This window comes from Pseudomonas migulae NBRC 103157 (assembly GCF_002091715.1).
GTDB lineage: Bacteria > Pseudomonadota > Gammaproteobacteria > Pseudomonadales > Pseudomonadaceae > Aquipseudomonas > Aquipseudomonas migulae_A.
Map to the genome: position 1 here is coordinate 151852 of NZ_BDAG01000001.1, position 15801 is coordinate 167652.

17 protein-coding genes are annotated in these 15801 nt (G+C 56.3%); all 17 read left to right on the top strand.

Annotated features, from left to right (window positions below):
* Positions 1 to 248 precede the first annotated feature (248 nt).
* The 17 genes from rpmH (at position 249) to atpD (ending at position 15762) form a co-directional block, all read left to right on the top strand.
* Positions 249 to 383 carry a 50S ribosomal protein L34 gene (gene rpmH, locus PMI01S_RS00740; protein ID WP_003213577.1) on the top strand — a complete coding sequence of 45 codons (135 nt, stop codon included), beginning with the start codon at positions 249 to 251 and terminating at the stop codon, positions 381 to 383.
* A gap of 16 nt (positions 384 to 399) precedes the next feature.
* Positions 400 to 801 carry a ribonuclease P protein component gene (rnpA, locus tag PMI01S_RS00745; protein WP_208603357.1) on the top strand — a complete coding sequence of 134 codons (402 nt, stop codon included), beginning with the start codon at positions 400 to 402 and terminating at the stop codon, positions 799 to 801.
* Entirely contained in the window at positions 794 to 1039 is a 246-nt protein-coding gene (yidD, locus tag PMI01S_RS00750) for a membrane protein insertion efficiency factor YidD (protein WP_010207715.1), read from the top strand. The genes rnpA and yidD overlap by 8 nt, the downstream gene beginning before the upstream one ends.
* A 2-nt stretch (positions 1040 to 1041) precedes the next feature.
* Positions 1042 to 2730, top strand: coding sequence for a membrane protein insertase YidC (gene yidC / locus PMI01S_RS00755; RefSeq protein WP_084317589.1), 1689 nt, complete (start codon positions 1042 to 1044; stop codon positions 2728 to 2730).
* Positions 2731 to 2809: 79 nt separating this feature from the next.
* Complete coding sequence (gene mnmE / locus PMI01S_RS00760) at positions 2810 to 4180, top strand: tRNA uridine-5-carboxymethylaminomethyl(34) synthesis GTPase MnmE (RefSeq protein ID WP_084317590.1); 1371 nt, start codon at positions 2810 to 2812, stop codon at positions 4178 to 4180.
* 551 nt (positions 4181 to 4731) lie between these two features.
* Entirely contained in the window at positions 4732 to 6630 is a 1899-nt protein-coding gene (gene mnmG / locus PMI01S_RS00770; protein WP_084317591.1) for a tRNA uridine-5-carboxymethylaminomethyl(34) synthesis enzyme MnmG, read from the top strand.
* A complete protein-coding gene (rsmG, locus tag PMI01S_RS00775) occupies positions 6627 to 7271 on the top strand; it encodes a 16S rRNA (guanine(527)-N(7))-methyltransferase RsmG (RefSeq protein WP_084317592.1) in 645 nt (214 codons plus the stop codon). The genes mnmG and rsmG overlap by 4 nt, the downstream gene beginning before the upstream one ends.
* A gap of 18 nt (positions 7272 to 7289) precedes the next feature.
* Positions 7290 to 8087 carry a ParA family protein gene (locus tag PMI01S_RS00780; RefSeq protein ID WP_017341702.1) on the top strand — a complete coding sequence of 266 codons (798 nt, stop codon included), beginning with the start codon at positions 7290 to 7292 and terminating at the stop codon, positions 8085 to 8087.
* Positions 8088 to 8096: 9 nt separating this feature from the next.
* Complete coding sequence (locus PMI01S_RS00785; protein ID WP_008027541.1) at positions 8097 to 8969, top strand: ParB/RepB/Spo0J family partition protein; 873 nt, start codon at positions 8097 to 8099, stop codon at positions 8967 to 8969.
* A gap of 148 nt (positions 8970 to 9117) precedes the next feature.
* Positions 9118 to 9525 carry a F0F1 ATP synthase subunit I gene (locus PMI01S_RS00790; protein WP_010465473.1) on the top strand — a complete coding sequence of 136 codons (408 nt, stop codon included), beginning with the start codon at positions 9118 to 9120 and terminating at the stop codon, positions 9523 to 9525.
* 16 nt (positions 9526 to 9541) lie between these two features.
* Positions 9542 to 10411, top strand: a complete 870-nt coding sequence (gene atpB / locus PMI01S_RS00795; protein ID WP_084317593.1) for a F0F1 ATP synthase subunit A — start codon at positions 9542 to 9544, stop codon at positions 10409 to 10411.
* Between the two features lie 133 nt (positions 10412 to 10544).
* Positions 10545 to 10802: a F0F1 ATP synthase subunit C gene (gene atpE, locus PMI01S_RS00800; RefSeq protein WP_002555987.1), complete on the top strand. Its 258-nt coding sequence runs from the start codon at positions 10545 to 10547 to the stop codon at positions 10800 to 10802.
* A 56-nt stretch (positions 10803 to 10858) separates the two neighbouring features.
* On the top strand, positions 10859 to 11329 hold the full coding sequence (locus PMI01S_RS00805; RefSeq protein WP_008027535.1) for a F0F1 ATP synthase subunit B: 471 nt from the start codon (positions 10859 to 10861) through the stop codon (positions 11327 to 11329).
* A 12-nt stretch (positions 11330 to 11341) separates the two neighbouring features.
* Positions 11342 to 11878 (top strand): F0F1 ATP synthase subunit delta, encoded by a 537-nt coding sequence (locus PMI01S_RS00810; protein WP_054594854.1) that lies wholly within the window; start codon positions 11342 to 11344, stop codon positions 11876 to 11878.
* Positions 11879 to 11899: 21 nt separating this feature from the next.
* Positions 11900 to 13444 (top strand): F0F1 ATP synthase subunit alpha, encoded by a 1545-nt coding sequence (gene atpA, locus PMI01S_RS00815; protein ID WP_008155713.1) that lies wholly within the window; start codon positions 11900 to 11902, stop codon positions 13442 to 13444.
* A 50-nt stretch (positions 13445 to 13494) separates the two neighbouring features.
* Positions 13495 to 14355: a F0F1 ATP synthase subunit gamma gene (gene atpG / locus PMI01S_RS00820; protein ID WP_007934344.1), complete on the top strand. Its 861-nt coding sequence runs from the start codon at positions 13495 to 13497 to the stop codon at positions 14353 to 14355.
* 27 nt (positions 14356 to 14382) lie between these two features.
* The gene (atpD, locus tag PMI01S_RS00825; protein WP_008155715.1) at positions 14383 to 15762 is read left to right on the top strand and encodes a F0F1 ATP synthase subunit beta; all 1380 of its coding nucleotides are present in this window, start codon (positions 14383 to 14385) and stop codon (positions 15760 to 15762) included.
* The last annotated feature ends 39 nt before the right edge of the window (positions 15763 to 15801 follow it).

Below are 15801 nucleotides of genomic sequence, written 5' to 3' on the forward strand. Positions count from 1 at the left end.
GGCCTTAAGACAGTTATCCACAGAAGATCGGCGCCCTAGCTTTTATAAGCTTTACAGAAAAGCTTTAAATACTTTCCTTCTTTATTTTTATATTTGGCCAAGGCCGAAGGCGAGCAAAACCACTGGAGATCTATTTATAAGGAAACGCTGGTTGGAAATTGACCTAGAGGCTTGCTTTCTCTAGAATCCCCGGTCTCTTAAAACGGGGGCCATTCCGGCCCGTTGTGGACGAACCAGGTAACACGACAATGAAACGTACTTTCCAACCAAGCACTATCAAACGCGCTCGTACCCACGGTTTCCGTGCTCGCATGGCTACCAAGAACGGTCGTGCCGTTCTGTCGCGTCGTCGCGCCAAAGGTCGTGCGCGTCTGGCAGTTTGATAAGCCGGCACTGGAGGTGAGTCAGGACTTCAGTCGGGAAAAGCGTCTGCTTACTCCCCGGCATTTCAAGGCAGTCTTTGACTCCCCTACCGGCAAGGTTCCGGGGAAAAATCTCCTGCTCCTTGCGCGCAACAACGATCTTGATCACCCCCGTCTCGGGCTGGTTATCGGGAAAAAGAGCGTAAAGCTCTCCGTCGAGCGCAATCGCCTCAAACGTCTGATGCGCGAATCGTTCCGTCTGAACCAGGATTCACTGGTCGGTTGGGACATCGTTATCGTCGCGCGCAAAGGTTTGGGTGACGTAGAAAACCCCGAATTGATTCAGCATTTCGGCAAACTCTGGAAACGACTGGCACGCAGCACGCCGGTACCAGCAGTCAAAACCGAAACTGTAGGGGTAGACAGTTCCGATGCGTAAACTGGCACTCGTTCCGATCCAGTTTTATCGCTATGCCATTAGTCCTCTGATGGCCAGTCACTGTCGTTTCTACCCCAGTTGTTCCTGCTACGCGTTAGAAGCCATAGAAAATCATGGCCTTCTGCGCGGTGGCTGGCTGACCTTTCGTCGTTTAGGTCGCTGTCATCCGTGGAATCCCGGTGGTTATGACCCGGTTCCACCTATCCCTACCTCCCGTTCTTCTTCGATGGCCGAGTAATCATGGATATCAAACGCACGATCCTGATCGTCGCCCTGGCAATCGTGTCCTACGTTATGGTTCTTAAATGGAACCAGGACTATGGCCAGGCTGCCCTGCCGACTCAGAATGTTGCTTCCAGTACTACCGCACCGGGCCTACCGGATACGGCGACTGGCAATAATGCTTCTGTCAGTGACGACATTCCACGCGCCGCAAGCGATACCAGTGCTACTGCTCCTGCTGAAACGCCAGTAGCTGCAAGCAAAGATCTCATCCAGATCAAAACGGATGTGCTCGACCTGGCAATCGATCCACAAGGTGGTGATGTCGCCCAGCTGAAATTGCCGCTGTACCCACGTCGCCAGGACCATCCGGAAATTCCGTTCCAGCTGTTCGATAACGGTGGTGAACTGACTTACCTGGCGCAAAGCGGTCTGATCGGCACCAACGGCCCGGACGCAAGTCCTGCCGGTCGTCCGGTCTACACCTCGGAGAAGAAGATTTATCAACTGGCTGACGGTCAGGACCAATTGGTCGTGGACCTGAAGTTCAGCAAGGACGGCGTCAACTACATCAAACGTTTCACGGTGAAACGTGGTCTGTATGACGTAACCGTTTCCTATCTGATCGACAACCAGAGCGCACAGCCCTGGTCTGGTGCAATGTTCGCGCAACTGAAGCGTGACGCCAGCGGCGATCCTTCCTCGACTACCGCCACCGGCACCGCCACTTACCTGGGCGCTGCCCTGTGGACAAGTAACGAGCCGTACAAGAAAGTGTCCATGAAGGACATGGACAAGGCACAGTTGAAGGAAACAGTCAGTGGTGGTTGGGTTGCCTGGTTGCAACACTACTTCGTCACCGCCTGGATTCCGGCCAAGGGCGAAAACAACGTCGTCCAGACCCGTAAAGACAGCAAAGGCAACTACATCATCGGCTATACCGGCCCGGCAATAAGCGTTGCGCCAGGTGCAAAAGCCGAAACCAGTGCAGTTCTCTACGCCGGTCCGAAAAGCCAGGCCGTGCTGAAAGAGTTGTCCCCAGGTCTGGAACTGACCGTCGACTACGGCATTCTGTGGTTCATTGCCCAGCCAATCTTCTGGCTGCTGGGACACATCCACGCCATCGTCGGTAACTGGGGCTGGTCGATCATCTTCCTGACCATGCTGATCAAAGGGATCTTCTTCCCGCTGTCGGCAGCCAGCTACAAGTCCATGGCCCGTATGCGTGCAGTGGCTCCGAAACTGGCGGCACTGAAAGAGCAACATGGCGATGACCGGCAGAAAATGTCGCAAGCCATGATGGAGCTGTACAAGAAAGAGAAGATCAATCCGCTGGGTGGTTGCTTGCCAATCCTCGTGCAGATGCCGGTATTCCTTTCGCTGTACTGGGTTCTGCTTGAAAGCGTTGAAATGCGCCAGGCACCGTTCATGCTGTGGATTACTGACCTGTCGATCAAGGATCCGTTCTTCATTCTGCCGATCATCATGGGTGCAACCATGTTCATCCAGCAGCAGTTGAACCCGACTCCTCCGGATCCGATGCAGGCGAAGGTCATGAAAATGATGCCTATCATCTTCACCTTCTTCTTCCTGTGGTTCCCGGCTGGTCTGGTGCTGTACTGGGTAGTGAACAACTGCCTGTCCATCGCCCAACAGTGGTACATCACGCGTAAGATCGAAGCGGCTACCAAAAAAGCCGAGGCGTAACTTACTCTGTGGGTAACCACTCAAAACGCCCCCTAGTGGGGCGTTTTGCTATCTGTCACTTTTGTCTGGATACCGGTTTATGAGCGTTCCTCGTGAAACCATCGCCGCCGTCGCCACCGCTCAAGGTCGCGGCGGTGTGGGCATCGTCCGTATTTCCGGGCCGTTGGCGAGCGTTGCAGCCAAAGCGTTCAGTGGTCGTGAACTCAAGCCGCGATTTGCCCACTATGGCCCGTTCCTGAGTGGAAACGATGAGGTGCTGGACCAAGGCATCGCGCTCTATTTCCCCGGACCGAACTCGTTCACCGGCGAAGATGTGCTGGAACTCCAGGGCCATGGCGGTCCGATCGTTCTCGATATGCTGCTCAAACGTTGCCTGGAACTGGGTTGTCGTCTGGCCCGTCCGGGTGAATTCAGTGAGCGAGCATTCCTCAATGACAAACTCGACCTCGCCCAGGCTGAAGCCATCGCGGATTTGATCGAGGCAAGTTCTACACAGGCAGCGCGAAATGCACTGCGTTCCTTGCAGGGCGCTTTTTCCGAGCGTGTGCATAACCTCACTGAGCAATTGATTGGCCTGCGCATCTATGTCGAAGCGGCGATCGACTTTCCGGAAGAAGAAATCGACTTCCTTGCCGACGGCCACGTGCTCAGCATGCTCGACAAAGTACGCGACGAGTTATCCACCGTACTGCGAGAAGCCGGGCAGGGTGCCTTGTTGCGAGACGGCATGACGGTGGTCATCGCCGGTCGGCCGAACGCCGGCAAATCCAGCTTGCTGAACGCCCTTGCTGGGCGAGAAGCGGCGATCGTGACCGAGATTGCCGGCACGACCCGGGACATTCTTCGTGAACATATCCACATCGATGGCATGCCGCTGCACGTGGTGGATACGGCTGGTCTGCGAGATACCGATGACCATGTGGAAAAAATAGGTGTGGAACGGGCGTTGAAAGCCATCGGTGAGGCAGATCGCGTGCTGCTGGTCGTCGATGCCACCGCTCCTGAAGCACTTGATCCGTTTGCGCTATGGCCGGAATTCCTTGAAACCCGTCCGGATCCGGCCAAAGTCACGCTGATCCGAAACAAGGCAGACCTGACCGGTGAGCCTATTGCCCTGGATGTCAGCGAAGATGGCCACGTCACCATCAGCCTCAGCGCCAAGTCTGCAGGAGAGGGTCTGGAATTGCTGCGTGACCACCTCAAGGCCTGCATGGGCTATGAGCAGACTTCGGAAAGCAGCTTCAGTGCTCGCAGGCGTCACCTTGAAGCGTTGCGTCATGCCAGTGCTTCCCTCGAGCACGGTCGTGCACAGCTGACCCTGGCAGGTGCCGGTGAATTGCTGGCCGAGGATTTGCGCCAGGCACAGCACGCTTTGGGTGAAATCACCGGTGCATTCAGCTCCGATGATCTTCTGGGCCGGATCTTTTCCAGCTTCTGCATCGGTAAATAGTCGTTTCGTTGTCCACAGACAGGCCGTTCGTGCCTGTCTGTTCTCATTTCTTTTCCTGAATTGTCCCCTGTGCCGAGCAGATTCTTTCTGCCTGGGCGGATTTTCCGTGCCCTGGATCTGATCAATCGTCGCTTTTCTGTGGATTAAGCCCTGTGAATAACTGCCACTAAGGGCAGTTGATAAGAGGGCCTCAAAACTGAAGATAAACCCCTCTGTGGATAACCACCCCTTTCATCCACAGGCTTAACCCGGTTATCCAAGGACCTCATCGGCACATGACCACAGGGTTTTGAATCTCTGTACATATTGAAAATAAAGGCCTGTAGAGATCTATCCACAGAAAGGTGCCTCAGTAGAAATAAACATAAAAATAAAGATTTAATAAATTTCTCTCTTTTTAATTTCTATAACCCCGACTTCTCCACAGCTGGTTAAATTTTGTGCAAAGGGTTCTTTAGGGAGAACGAAGTCCCTATACTTGTCGACCAGGTCCAAAAACCTGAGCTCAAACCATTCCTGATTACCTAACTGAAGCAGGCACGAGGTGCGTGGTGGATTTCCCTTCCCGTTTTGAAGTGATCGTCATCGGCGGCGGTCATGCCGGTACCGAGGCAGCACTGGCCTCAGCACGCATGGGGGCAAAAACCCTGTTGCTGACGCATAACGTGGAAACCCTCGGTGCCATGAGTTGCAACCCTGCCATTGGCGGGATCGGCAAAAGCCACTTGGTGAAAGAAATCGATGCCCTCGGCGGCGCGATGGCCATGGCTACCGATAAAGGCGGCATTCAGTTTCGCGTGTTGAACAGCCGCAAAGGCCCGGCCGTGCGTGCAACCCGCGCTCAGGCAGACCGGGTTCTGTACAAGGCCGCTGTCCGCGAAACATTGGAAAACCAGCCGAACCTGTGGATATTTCAACAAGCCGCTGATGATCTGATCGTCGAGCAGGAACAAGTACGCGGTGTTGTCACCCAAATGGGCCTGCGTTTCTTCGCAGATTCCGTGGTGTTGACCACTGGCACCTTCCTCGGTGGACTTATCCACATCGGAATGCAGAATTATTCCGGTGGTCGCGCCGGTGATCCGCCATCGATTGCCCTGGCTCATCGTTTGCGTGAATTGCCACTGCGAGTTGGCCGCTTGAAAACAGGAACACCGCCGCGCATCGACGGTCGATCCGTGGATTTCTCGGTGATGACCGAGCAAGCCGGCGATACGCCGATCCCGGTGATGTCGTTCATGGGTTCCAAAGAGCAACATCCGAAACAGGTGAGCTGCTGGATTACCCACACCAACGCCCGGACCCACGAAATCATTGCAGCGAACCTCGACCGTTCGCCGATGTATTCCGATGCCGGGTTGATCGAAGGTATCGGCCCGCGTTATTGCCCGTCGATCGAAGACAAGATCCACCGCTTTGCCGACAAGGAAAGCCACCAGGTCTTCATCGAACCCGAAGGACTGACGACTCACGAGCTGTACCCGAACGGGATATCCACATCCCTGCCGTTCGACGTGCAATTGCAGATCGTGCAATCGATCCGCGGCATGGAGAATGCGCATATCGTGCGTCCGGGCTACGCCATCGAGTACGACTACTTCGATCCGCGTGACCTGAAGTACAGCCTGGAAACCAAAGTGATTGGCGGCCTGTTTTTCGCCGGACAGATCAATGGCACCACCGGTTATGAAGAGGCCGGCGCCCAGGGATTGCTGGCCGGGGCGAACGCCGCACTGCGCGCTCAGGGCAAAGACGCCTGGTGCCCGCGTCGCGACGAGGCGTACATCGGCGTTTTGGTCGATGACCTGATTACTTTGGGTACTCAGGAACCGTACCGAATGTTCACGTCTCGCGCCGAGTACCGCCTGATCCTGCGCGAAGACAACGCCGACCTGCGCCTGACTGAAAAAGGTCGCGAACTGGGCCTGGTCGATGACGCGCGCTGGGCTGCTTTCTGCACCAAACGCGAAAGCATCGCTCTGGAAGAACAACGCCTGAAAAGCACCTGGGTTCGCCCGGGCACCGAGCAAGGCGATGCGATTTCCGAAAAATTCGGTACGCCGCTGACCCACGAATACAACTTGCTGAACCTGCTGAGCCGTCCGGAAATCGACTACGCTGGTCTGATCGCCGTGACCGGCGGTGGCGCAGAAGATCCACAGGTTGCCGAGCAGGTCGAAATCAAGACCAAGTACGCTGGATACATCGATCGTCAGCAGGATGAAATCGTGCGTCTGCGGGCCAGCGAAGACACGAAACTGCCTGTGGATATCGATTACACGAACATTTCCGGTCTCTCCAAAGAGATCCAGAGCAAGCTCGGTGCGACCCGTCCAGAAACCCTGGGCCAGGCGTCGCGTATTCCGGGCGTTACGCCGGCAGCGATTTCGCTGTTGATGATTCATTTGAAAAAACGCGGCGCGGGCCGTCAGTTGGAGCAAAGCGCTTGAGTTCGTTGGTCACCTCGCAACACGCCGAAGAGTTATCCACAGGTGCTCGCCAGCTCGGTGTCACACTGACCGAAACCCAGCATGAGCAACTGCTGGGCTATCTGGCCCTGTTGATCAAATGGAACAAGGCTTACAACCTGACCGCCGTACGCGATCCGGACGAAATGGTATCGCGTCACCTGCTCGATAGTTTGAGCGTGATGTCGTTCATCGAAAACGGCCGCTGGCTGGACGTTGGCAGCGGTGGCGGCATGCCGGGCATTCCCTTGGCCATCCTGTTTCCAGAATCGCAAGTGACCTGCCTGGACAGCAACGGCAAGAAAACCCGCTTCCTGACCCAGGTCAAACTCGAACTCAAACTGGATAACCTGCAAGTTATCCACAGTCGCGTCGAAGCTTTCCAGCCTGCACAGCCGTTCAACGGGATCATTTCCCGGGCCTTCAGCAGCATGGAGAACTTCAGCAACTGGACGCGCCACCTCGGCGACGCCGATACACGCTGGCTGGCAATGAAGGGCGTTCATCCGGCCGATGAGCTGGTAGCATTGCCGGCAGACTTCCACCTCGATAGCGAACACGCCCTGGCCGTACCTGGTTGCCAAGGCCAACGCCATCTGCTGATACTGCGCCGCACGGCATGATTGGGAACACAAGCAAGAATGGCTAAGGTATTCGCGATAGCGAACCAAAAGGGTGGTGTGGGCAAAACCACCACCTGCATCAACCTCGCAGCGTCGCTGGTCGCTACCAAGCGCCGGGTGCTGTTGATCGATCTCGATCCACAGGGCAACGCCACCATGGGTAGCGGTGTGGATAAACACGGCCTGGAAAATTCGGTCTACGACTTGCTGATCGGCGAGTGCGATCTGGCCCAGGCCATGCACTACTCCGAGCACGGTGGTTATCAGCTGTTGCCGGCCAACCGTGACCTGACCGCGGCCGAAGTGGTTCTGCTGGAAATGCAGATGAAGGAAAGCCGCTTGCGCAGCGCGTTGGCGCCGATCCGCGAAAACTACGATTACATTTTGATCGACTGCCCACCGTCGCTGTCGATGCTGACACTGAACGCTCTGGTCGCGGCTGACGGGGTCATTATCCCCATGCAGTGCGAGTACTTTGCGCTCGAAGGCTTGAGCGACCTTGTGGATAACATCAAGCGTATCGCCGAACTGCTGAACCCGAACCTGAAAGTGGAAGGCTTGTTGCGCACGATGTACGACCCGCGCCTGAGCCTGATGAACGACGTGTCGGCTCAGTTGAAAGAACACTTCGGCGAGCAGCTCTACGACACCGTCATTCCGCGCAACATCCGCCTGGCCGAAGCGCCAAGCTATGGCATGCCGGCGCTGGCGTACGACAAAACATCACGGGGCGCCATTGCCTATCTGGCATTGGCGGGCGAGATGGTTCGCCGTCAGCGCAAAAACTCACGCACCGCCGCTGCTCAGCCAACTTAAGGAATCCCCATGGCCGTCAAGAAACGAGGTCTCGGACGTGGACTGGATGCACTGCTGAGCGGTCCGACTGTCAGCTCGCTGGAAGAGCAGGCGGTACAAGCCGATCAGCGTGAGCTGCAGCACTTGCCCCTGGACCTGATCCAGCGCGGCAAGTACCAGCCGCGTCGGGACATGGACCCGCAAGCGCTGGAAGAACTGGCGCAGTCGATCAAGGCCCAGGGCGTAATGCAGCCGATTGTGGTTCGTCCGATCGGTAGCGGCCGCTTCGAAATCATTGCTGGCGAACGCCGCTGGCGTGCCAGCCAGCAGGCTGGCCAGGAAACCATCCCGGCGATGGTTCGCGATGTGCCGGATGAAACCGCCATTGCCATGGCGCTGATCGAGAACATCCAGCGCGAGGACCTCAATCCGATCGAGGAAGCGGTAGCCCTGCAGCGTTTGCAGCAGGAATTCCAGCTGACTCAGCAACAAGTGGCCGAAGCGGTGGGCAAGTCCCGCGTGACCGTCGCCAACCTGCTACGCTTGATCGCGTTGCCGGAAGTTATCAAAACCATGCTGTCCCACGGTGATCTGGAAATGGGTCATGCGCGAGCTTTGCTTGGTTTGCCGGAAAATCAACAGGTTGAAGGGGCGCGACATGTTGTCGCACGGGGGCTGACTGTGCGCCAGACTGAGGCACTGGTTCGCCAGTGGTTGAGTGGCAAACAGGAGCCTGCCGAACCGGTAAAACCGGACCCGGATATCGCCCGACTCGAGCAGCGCCTGGCTGAGCGCCTAGGCTCTGCGGTGCAGATCCGACACGGAAAGAAGGGGAAGGGGCAGTTGGTGATCGGTTACAACTCCCTCGATGAGCTTCAGGGTGTGCTCGCACACATTCGCTGAAACATTTCCTCATGTAGCGTGCAGTCGGAAATCACTACCTGACAGTTGAATAGGGGCAGAACCGCCCCTATACTCTGCGCGCATTTTGTCGGCACAAATTATGCCAAGTTATTGAATTCTGGCAGCCGACCATTGGGGAGTAATTGTGATGGAAAGCCGCACGCCAAACCGCTTGCCGTTCCATCGCCTGGCAGTTTTTCCGGTGTTGATGGCTCAGTTTGTCGTTTTGCTGATCGCCGCTTTGGCGCTCTGGCAATGGCACGGAGTCGTTGCCGGGTACTCAGGACTCTGCGGAGGCCTGATAGCCTTGCTACCCAATGTTTATTTCGCTCACAGGGCATTTCGGTTTTCCGGCGCCCGAGCAGCTCAAGCCATCGTCCGGTCTTTTTATGCTGGCGAGGCGGGCAAACTGATTTTGACGGCAGTGCTCTTTGCATTGACGTTTGCAGGTGTGAAGCCATTGGCGCCGCTAGCTGTATTCGGCGTCTTCGTGTTGACCCAACTGGTCAGCTGGTTCGCGCCCCTGCTGATGAGAACAAGACTTTCGAGACCTTAGGGCGTTTGAGGCAACCATGGCAGAAACAACCGCTTCGGGCTATATCCAGCACCACTTGCAGAACCTGACCTTCGGTCAGCACCCAACCGGCGGGTGGGGTTTTGCCCACACCGCAGCAGAAGCCAAAGAAATGGGCTTCTGGGCTTTCCACGTCGATACTCTCGGCTGGTCGGTCGCTTTGGGTCTGATCTTCGTTCTTCTTTTCCGCATGGCGGCAAAGAAGGCGACTTCCGGTCAGCCTGGTGCTTTGCAGAACTTCGTTGAAGTATTGGTCGAATTCGTCGATGGCAGCGTGAAAGACAGCTTCCATGGCCGTAGCCCGGTGATTGCACCGCTGGCACTGACCATCTTCGTCTGGGTCTTCCTGATGAACGCCGTCGACCTGATTCCGGTCGACTGGATTCCTCAGCTGGCCATCCTGATCACTGGCGATGCGCACATTCCATTCCGTGCCGTATCGACCACTGACCCGAACGCTACCCTGGGCATGGCCCTGTCGGTGTTCGCGTTGATCATTTTCTACAGCATCAAGGTCAAGGGCATCGGCGGCTTCATCGGCGAACTGACCCTGCACCCGTTCGGCAGCAAGAACATCTTCGTTCAAGCCCTGCTGATTCCGGTGAACTTCCTGCTGGAGTTCGTGACGCTGGTGGCCAAGCCAATCTCGCTGGCACTGCGTCTGTTCGGCAACATGTACGCCGGCGAACTGGTCTTCATTCTGATTGCTGTGATGTTCGGCAGCGGTCTGCTCTGGCTTAGCGGCCTGGGCGTAGTTCTGCAGTGGGCGTGGGCTGTGTTCCACATCCTGATCATCACCCTGCAGGCGTTTATCTTCATGATGCTGACCATCGTTTACCTTTCGATGGCGCACGAAGAGAACCATTAAGACCAGTCTCGACTAGTCTGATGTCCCACCCGGTCAAACGGGTGGGTGCCCGAACAGGGCTATGAAACGATTTGTTTTACCGCTTTAAAATCTAAAAAACCTAAACCATACGACGTAAAAGTCGGGAGGAAAGATGGAAACTGTAGTTGGTCTAACCGCTATCGCTGTTGCACTGTTGATCGGCCTGGGCGCACTGGGTACCGCAATTGGTTTCGGCCTGTTGGGCGGCAAGTTCCTGGAAGGCGCAGCGCGTCAACCAGAAATGGTTCCAATGCTGCAAGTCAAAATGTTCATCGTTGCCGGTCTGCTCGACGCCGTAACCATGATCGGTGTTGGTATCGCTCTGTTCTTCACCTTCGCGAACCCATTCGTTGGTCAACTCGCTGGCTAATCACTCGAACCTTCGAGTGATTGGTTTGATGTGCAACGAACGAGCGAGGTGTTGGCGTGAACATTAATGCAACCCTGATTGGCCAGTCCGTTGCGTTCTTCATTTTTGTACTGTTTTGCATGAAGTTCGTGTGGCCTCCGGTCATCGCGGCTTTGCACGAACGTCAGAAGAAGATCGCGGATGGACTGGACGCTGCCGCCCGAGCAGCTCGCGACCTGGAGTTGGCCCAAGATAAAGCGGGTCAACAACTGCGCGAAGCTAAGGCTCAGGCAGCTGAAATCATTGAGCAAGCCAAGAAACGCGGTAACCAGATCGTTGAAGAGGCTGTTGAAAAAGCCCGTATCGACGCTGACCGTGTGAAGGTTCAGGCTCAGGCCGAGATCGAGCAGGAACTGAACAGTGTCAAAGACGCGCTGCGTGCCCAACTGGGTGCACTGGCCGTCGGCGGCGCCGAGAAGATCCTGGGTGCCACAATCGATCAAAACGCGCACGCGGAGCTGGTAAACAAACTGGCTGCTGAAATTTAAGCGAGGGCGATCATGGCAGAATTGACCACGTTGGCCCGACCTTACGCTAAGGCAGCCTTCGAGCACGCCCAGGCCCACCAGCAACTGGCCTCTTGGTCAGCCATGCTCGGCCTGGCTGCAGCAGTGTCGCAAGATGACACCATGCAGCGCGTGCTCAAGGCCCCGCGACTGACGAGCGCAGACAAGGCCGCCACGTTTATTGACGTGTGCGGCGACAAGTTTGATGCCAAGGCACAGAACTTCATCAACGTCGTTGCCGAAAACGACCGTCTCCCGCTGTTGCCGGAGATATCCGCTCTGTTCGACCTGTACAAGGCCGAACAAGAGAAGTCGGTAGACGTTGAAGTGACCAGTGCTTTCGCATTGAACCAAGAACAGCAAGACAAACTCGCCAAGGTTCTCAGTGCACGACTCAACCGGGAAGTGCGCCTGCAAGTCGAGGAAGACAAATCCCTTATTGGGGGCATTGTCATCCGCGCCGGCGACCTGGTTATCGATGGCTCGGTTCGCGGCAAACTCGCGAATCTTGCCGAAGCATTGAAATCTTGAGTTTGAAGGGGCAGCAGAGCAATGCAGCAACTCAATCCTTCCGAAATAAGTGAAATTATCAAGGGCCGCATCGACAAGCTCGATGTGACCTCCCAAGCCCGTAACGAAGGCACAGTCGTCAGCGTATCTGACGGTATCGTGCGGATTCACGGTCTGGCCGACGTTATGTACGGCGAGATGATCGAGTTTCCGGGCGGCGTCTTCGGTATGGCTCTCAACCTGGAGCAAGACTCCGTAGGTGCCGTAGTTTTGGGCTCTTACCAGTCTCTGGCTGAAGGCATGAGCGCCAAGTGCACCGGCCGCATCCTCGAAGTTCCGGTTGGTAAGGAACTGCTGGGTCGCGTAGTCGACGCACTGGGTAACCCAGTTGACGGCAAAGGTCCGCTGAACAACACCGAGACCGATGCGGTCGAGAAAGTTGCTCCAGGCGTGATCTGGCGTAAGTCGGTAGACCAGCCTGTACAGACTGGCTACAAGGCTGTCGATGCCATGATCCCTGTCGGCCGTGGCCAGCGTGAGCTGATCATCGGTGACCGTCAGATCGGTAAAACCGCTCTGGCGATCGACGCGATCATCAACCAGAAAAACAGCGGCATTTTCTGCGTCTACGTTGCAATCGGTCAGAAACAATCGACCATCGCCAACGTGGTTCGCAAGCTGGAAGAAAACGGCGCACTGGCTAACACCATCGTCGTGGCAGCGAGCGCTTCGGAATCTGCAGCACTGCAATTCCTGGCACCGTACTCCGGTTGCACCATGGGTGAATTCTTCCGCGACCGCGGTGAAGACGCGCTGATCGTTTATGACGATCTGTCCAAGCAAGCAGTGGCTTACCGCCAGATTTCCCTGCTGCTGCGCCGTCCACCAGGTCGTGAAGCTTACCCAGGCGACGTGTTCTATCTCCACTCCCGTCTGCTGGAGCGCGCATCCCGCGTTTCGGAAGAATACGTAGAGAAGTTCACCAACGGCGCAGTGACCGGCAAAACCGGTTCCCTGACCGCACTGCCGATCATCGAAACCCAGGCTGGCGACGTTTCCGCGTTCGTTCCGACCAACGTGATTTCCATCACCGACGGTCAGATCTTCCTGGAATCGGCCATGTTCAACTCCGGGATCCGTCCTGCTGTGAACGCCGGTGTTTCGGTATCCCGTGTGGGTGGTGCCGCTCAGACCAAGATCATCAAGAAGCTCTCCGGTGGTATCCGTACCGCTCTGGCTCAGTACCGTGAACTGGCGGCATTCGCCCAGTTCGCTTCTGACCTGGACGAAGCGACCCGTAAGCAACTTGAGCATGGTCAGCGCGTTACCGAGCTGATGAAGCAGAAGCAATACGCACCAATGTCGATCGCTGACATGGCGCTGTCGCTGTATGCCGCTGAGCGTGGGTTCCTGACTGACGTTGAAATCGCCAAGATCGGCAGCTTCGAACAAGCGCTGATTGCTTTCTTCAACCGCGATCACGCCGATTTGATGGCGAAGATCAACGTGAAGGGTGACTTCAATGACGAAATCGACGCTGGCATGAAAGCCGGTATCGAGAAGTTCAAGGCCACCCAAACCTGGTAAGCCGCAGCGGGGGCCGCAAGGCTCCCGCTTGCTAACCTGATAGGTGTTACATGGCAGGCGCAAAAGAGATTCGCAGTAAGATTGCGAGCATCAAAAGCACGCAAAAGATTACCAGCGCCATGGAAAAAGTGGCGGTCAGTAAAATGCGCAAGGCACAAATGCGCATGGCTGCTAGCCGTCCTTACGCGGAGCGCATCCGCCAGGTTATTGGTCATTTGGCCAACGCCAACCCGGAATATCGCCACCCGTTCATGATCGACCGTGAAGTAAAGCGCGTCGGTTACGTCGTGGTGAGCAGTGACCGTGGTCTGTGTGGTGGCTTGAACACCAACCTGTTCAAGGCTCTGGTCAAGGACATGGCGGTAAACCGCGAAAACGGCGTCGAGATTGATCTGTGTGTTGTTGGTAGCAAGGGTGCGGCTTTCTTCCGTAACTTCGGCGGTAACGTCGTAGCAGCTATCAGCCACCTGGGTGAAGAGCCGTCGATCAATGACCTGATCGGCAGCGTCAAGGTGATGCTGGATGCCTACCTGGACGGCCGTATTGATCGCCTGTCCGTGGTGTCCAACAAGTTCATCAACACCATGACGCAACAGCCTACCGTGGAGCAGTTGATTCCACTGGTGGCAACCCCGGATCAAGAACTCAAGCACCACTGGGATTATCTGTACGAACCGGACGCCAAAGAGCTGCTTGACGGCTTGATGGTCCGTTACGTGGAGTCGCAGGTCTACCAGGCGGTGGTCGAGAACAACGCGGCTGAACAAGCTGCGCGGATGATCGCGATGAAGAACGCTACCGACAACGCCGGTGATTTGATCAGCGATTTGCAGCTGGTCTACAACAAGGCGCGTCAGGCTGCGATCACCCAAGAGATCTCGGAAATCGTCGGCGGCGCTGCCGCGGTTTAACGGTTCAAATATTCAGAGGATCCAGCTATGAGTAGCGGACGTATCGTTCAAATCATCGGCGCCGTTATCGACGTGGAATTCCCACGCGACAGCGTACCGAGCATCTACAACGCGCTGAAAGTAGTGAGCGCGGCCGAAACCACCCTGGAAGTTCAGCAGCAGCTGGGCGACGGCGTGGTTCGTACCATTGCGATGGGTTCCACCGAGGGCTTGAAGCGCGGTCTGGAAGTCACCGACTCTGGCGCTGCCATCTCCGTACCGGTCGGTAAAGCGACTCTGGGCCGGATCATGGACGTACTGGGCAACCCGATCGACGAAGCTGGTCCGATCGACACCGAAGAGCGCTGGGGCATTCACCGTCCTGCGCCAACCTTCGCTGAACAAGCGGGCGGCAACGACCTGCTGGAAACCGGCATCAAGGTTATCGACCTGGTTTGCCCGTTCGCCAAGGGCGGTAAAGTTGGTCTGTTCGGTGGTGCCGGTGTAGGCAAGACCGTAAACATGATGGAACTGATCCGTAACATCGCCATCGAGCACAGCGGTTATTCCGTGTTCGCCGGTGTGGGTGAGCGTACTCGTGAGGGTAACGACTTCTACCACGAGATGAAGGATTCCAACGTTCTGGACAAAGTGGCACTGGTTTACGGTCAGATGAACGAGCCGCCGGGTAACCGTCTGCGCGTAGCACTGACTGGCCTGACCATGGCCGAGAAGTTCCGTGACGAAGGTAACGACGTTCTGCTGTTCGTCGACAACATCTATCGTTACACCCTGGCCGGTACTGAAGTATCCGCACTGCTGGGCCGTATGCCTTCCGCAGTAGGTTACCAGCCGACCCTGGCCGAAGAGATGGGTACTCTGCAAGAGCGTATCACTTCGACCAAAAACGGTTCGATCACCTCGATCCAGGCGGTATACGTACCTGCGGATGACTTGACTGACCCGTCGCCAGCGACCACCTTCGCCCACTTGGACGCCACCGTCGTTCTGTCCCGTGACATCGCTTCCCTGGGTATCTACCCGGCGGTCGATCCACTCGACTCGACTTCGCGCCAGCTGGACCCGAACGTGATCGGTCAGGACCACTACGACACCGCTCGCGGTGTACAGTATGTTCTGCAGCGTTACAAAGAACTGAAGGACATCATTGCGATCCTGGGTATGGACGAGCTGTCGGAAGCCGACAAGCAGTTGGTAAACCGTGCTCGTAAGATCCAGCGCTTCTTGTCGCAGCCGTTCTTCGTGGCTGAAGTCTTCACCGGTGCTTCGGGTAAATACGTTTCCCTGAAAGACACCATTGCTGGCTTCAAAGGCATCCTCAACGGTGACTACGACCACCTGCCAGAACAAGCGTTCTACATGGTCGGCGGCATCGAAGAAGCGATCGAGAAAGCCAAGAAACTGTAATCCCGGCGCCCGGCAACGGGCGCTAATTTAGGTTGAGGC

What these genes read in the sequence shown, in the direction of transcription:
- rpmH (WP_003213577.1), top strand. Translation starts at nt 249, where the DNA reads ATGAAACGTACTTTCCAACCAAGCACTATCAAACGCGCTCGTACCCAC.
- atpB (WP_084317593.1), top strand. Translation starts at nt 9,542, where the DNA reads ATGGCAGAAACAACCGCTTCGGGCTATATCCAGCACCACTTGCAGAAC.
- atpE (WP_002555987.1), top strand. Translation starts at nt 10,545, where the DNA reads ATGGAAACTGTAGTTGGTCTAACCGCTATCGCTGTTGCACTGTTGATC.
- yidC (WP_084317589.1), top strand. Translation starts at nt 1,042, where the DNA reads ATGGATATCAAACGCACGATCCTGATCGTCGCCCTGGCAATCGTGTCC.
- atpA (WP_008155713.1), top strand. Translation starts at nt 11,900, where the DNA reads ATGCAGCAACTCAATCCTTCCGAAATAAGTGAAATTATCAAGGGCCGC.
- mnmE (WP_084317590.1), top strand. Translation starts at nt 2,810, where the DNA reads ATGAGCGTTCCTCGTGAAACCATCGCCGCCGTCGCCACCGCTCAAGGT.
- atpD (WP_008155715.1), top strand. Translation starts at nt 14,383, where the DNA reads ATGAGTAGCGGACGTATCGTTCAAATCATCGGCGCCGTTATCGACGTG.
- PMI01S_RS00810 (WP_054594854.1), top strand. Translation starts at nt 11,342, where the DNA reads ATGGCAGAATTGACCACGTTGGCCCGACCTTACGCTAAGGCAGCCTTC.
- atpG (WP_007934344.1), top strand. Translation starts at nt 13,495, where the DNA reads ATGGCAGGCGCAAAAGAGATTCGCAGTAAGATTGCGAGCATCAAAAGC.
- PMI01S_RS00790 (WP_010465473.1), top strand. Translation starts at nt 9,118, where the DNA reads ATGGAAAGCCGCACGCCAAACCGCTTGCCGTTCCATCGCCTGGCAGTT.
- PMI01S_RS00780 (WP_017341702.1), top strand. Translation starts at nt 7,290, where the DNA reads ATGGCTAAGGTATTCGCGATAGCGAACCAAAAGGGTGGTGTGGGCAAA.
- PMI01S_RS00785 (WP_008027541.1), top strand. Translation starts at nt 8,097, where the DNA reads ATGGCCGTCAAGAAACGAGGTCTCGGACGTGGACTGGATGCACTGCTG.
- yidD (WP_010207715.1), top strand. Translation starts at nt 794, where the DNA reads ATGCGTAAACTGGCACTCGTTCCGATCCAGTTTTATCGCTATGCCATT.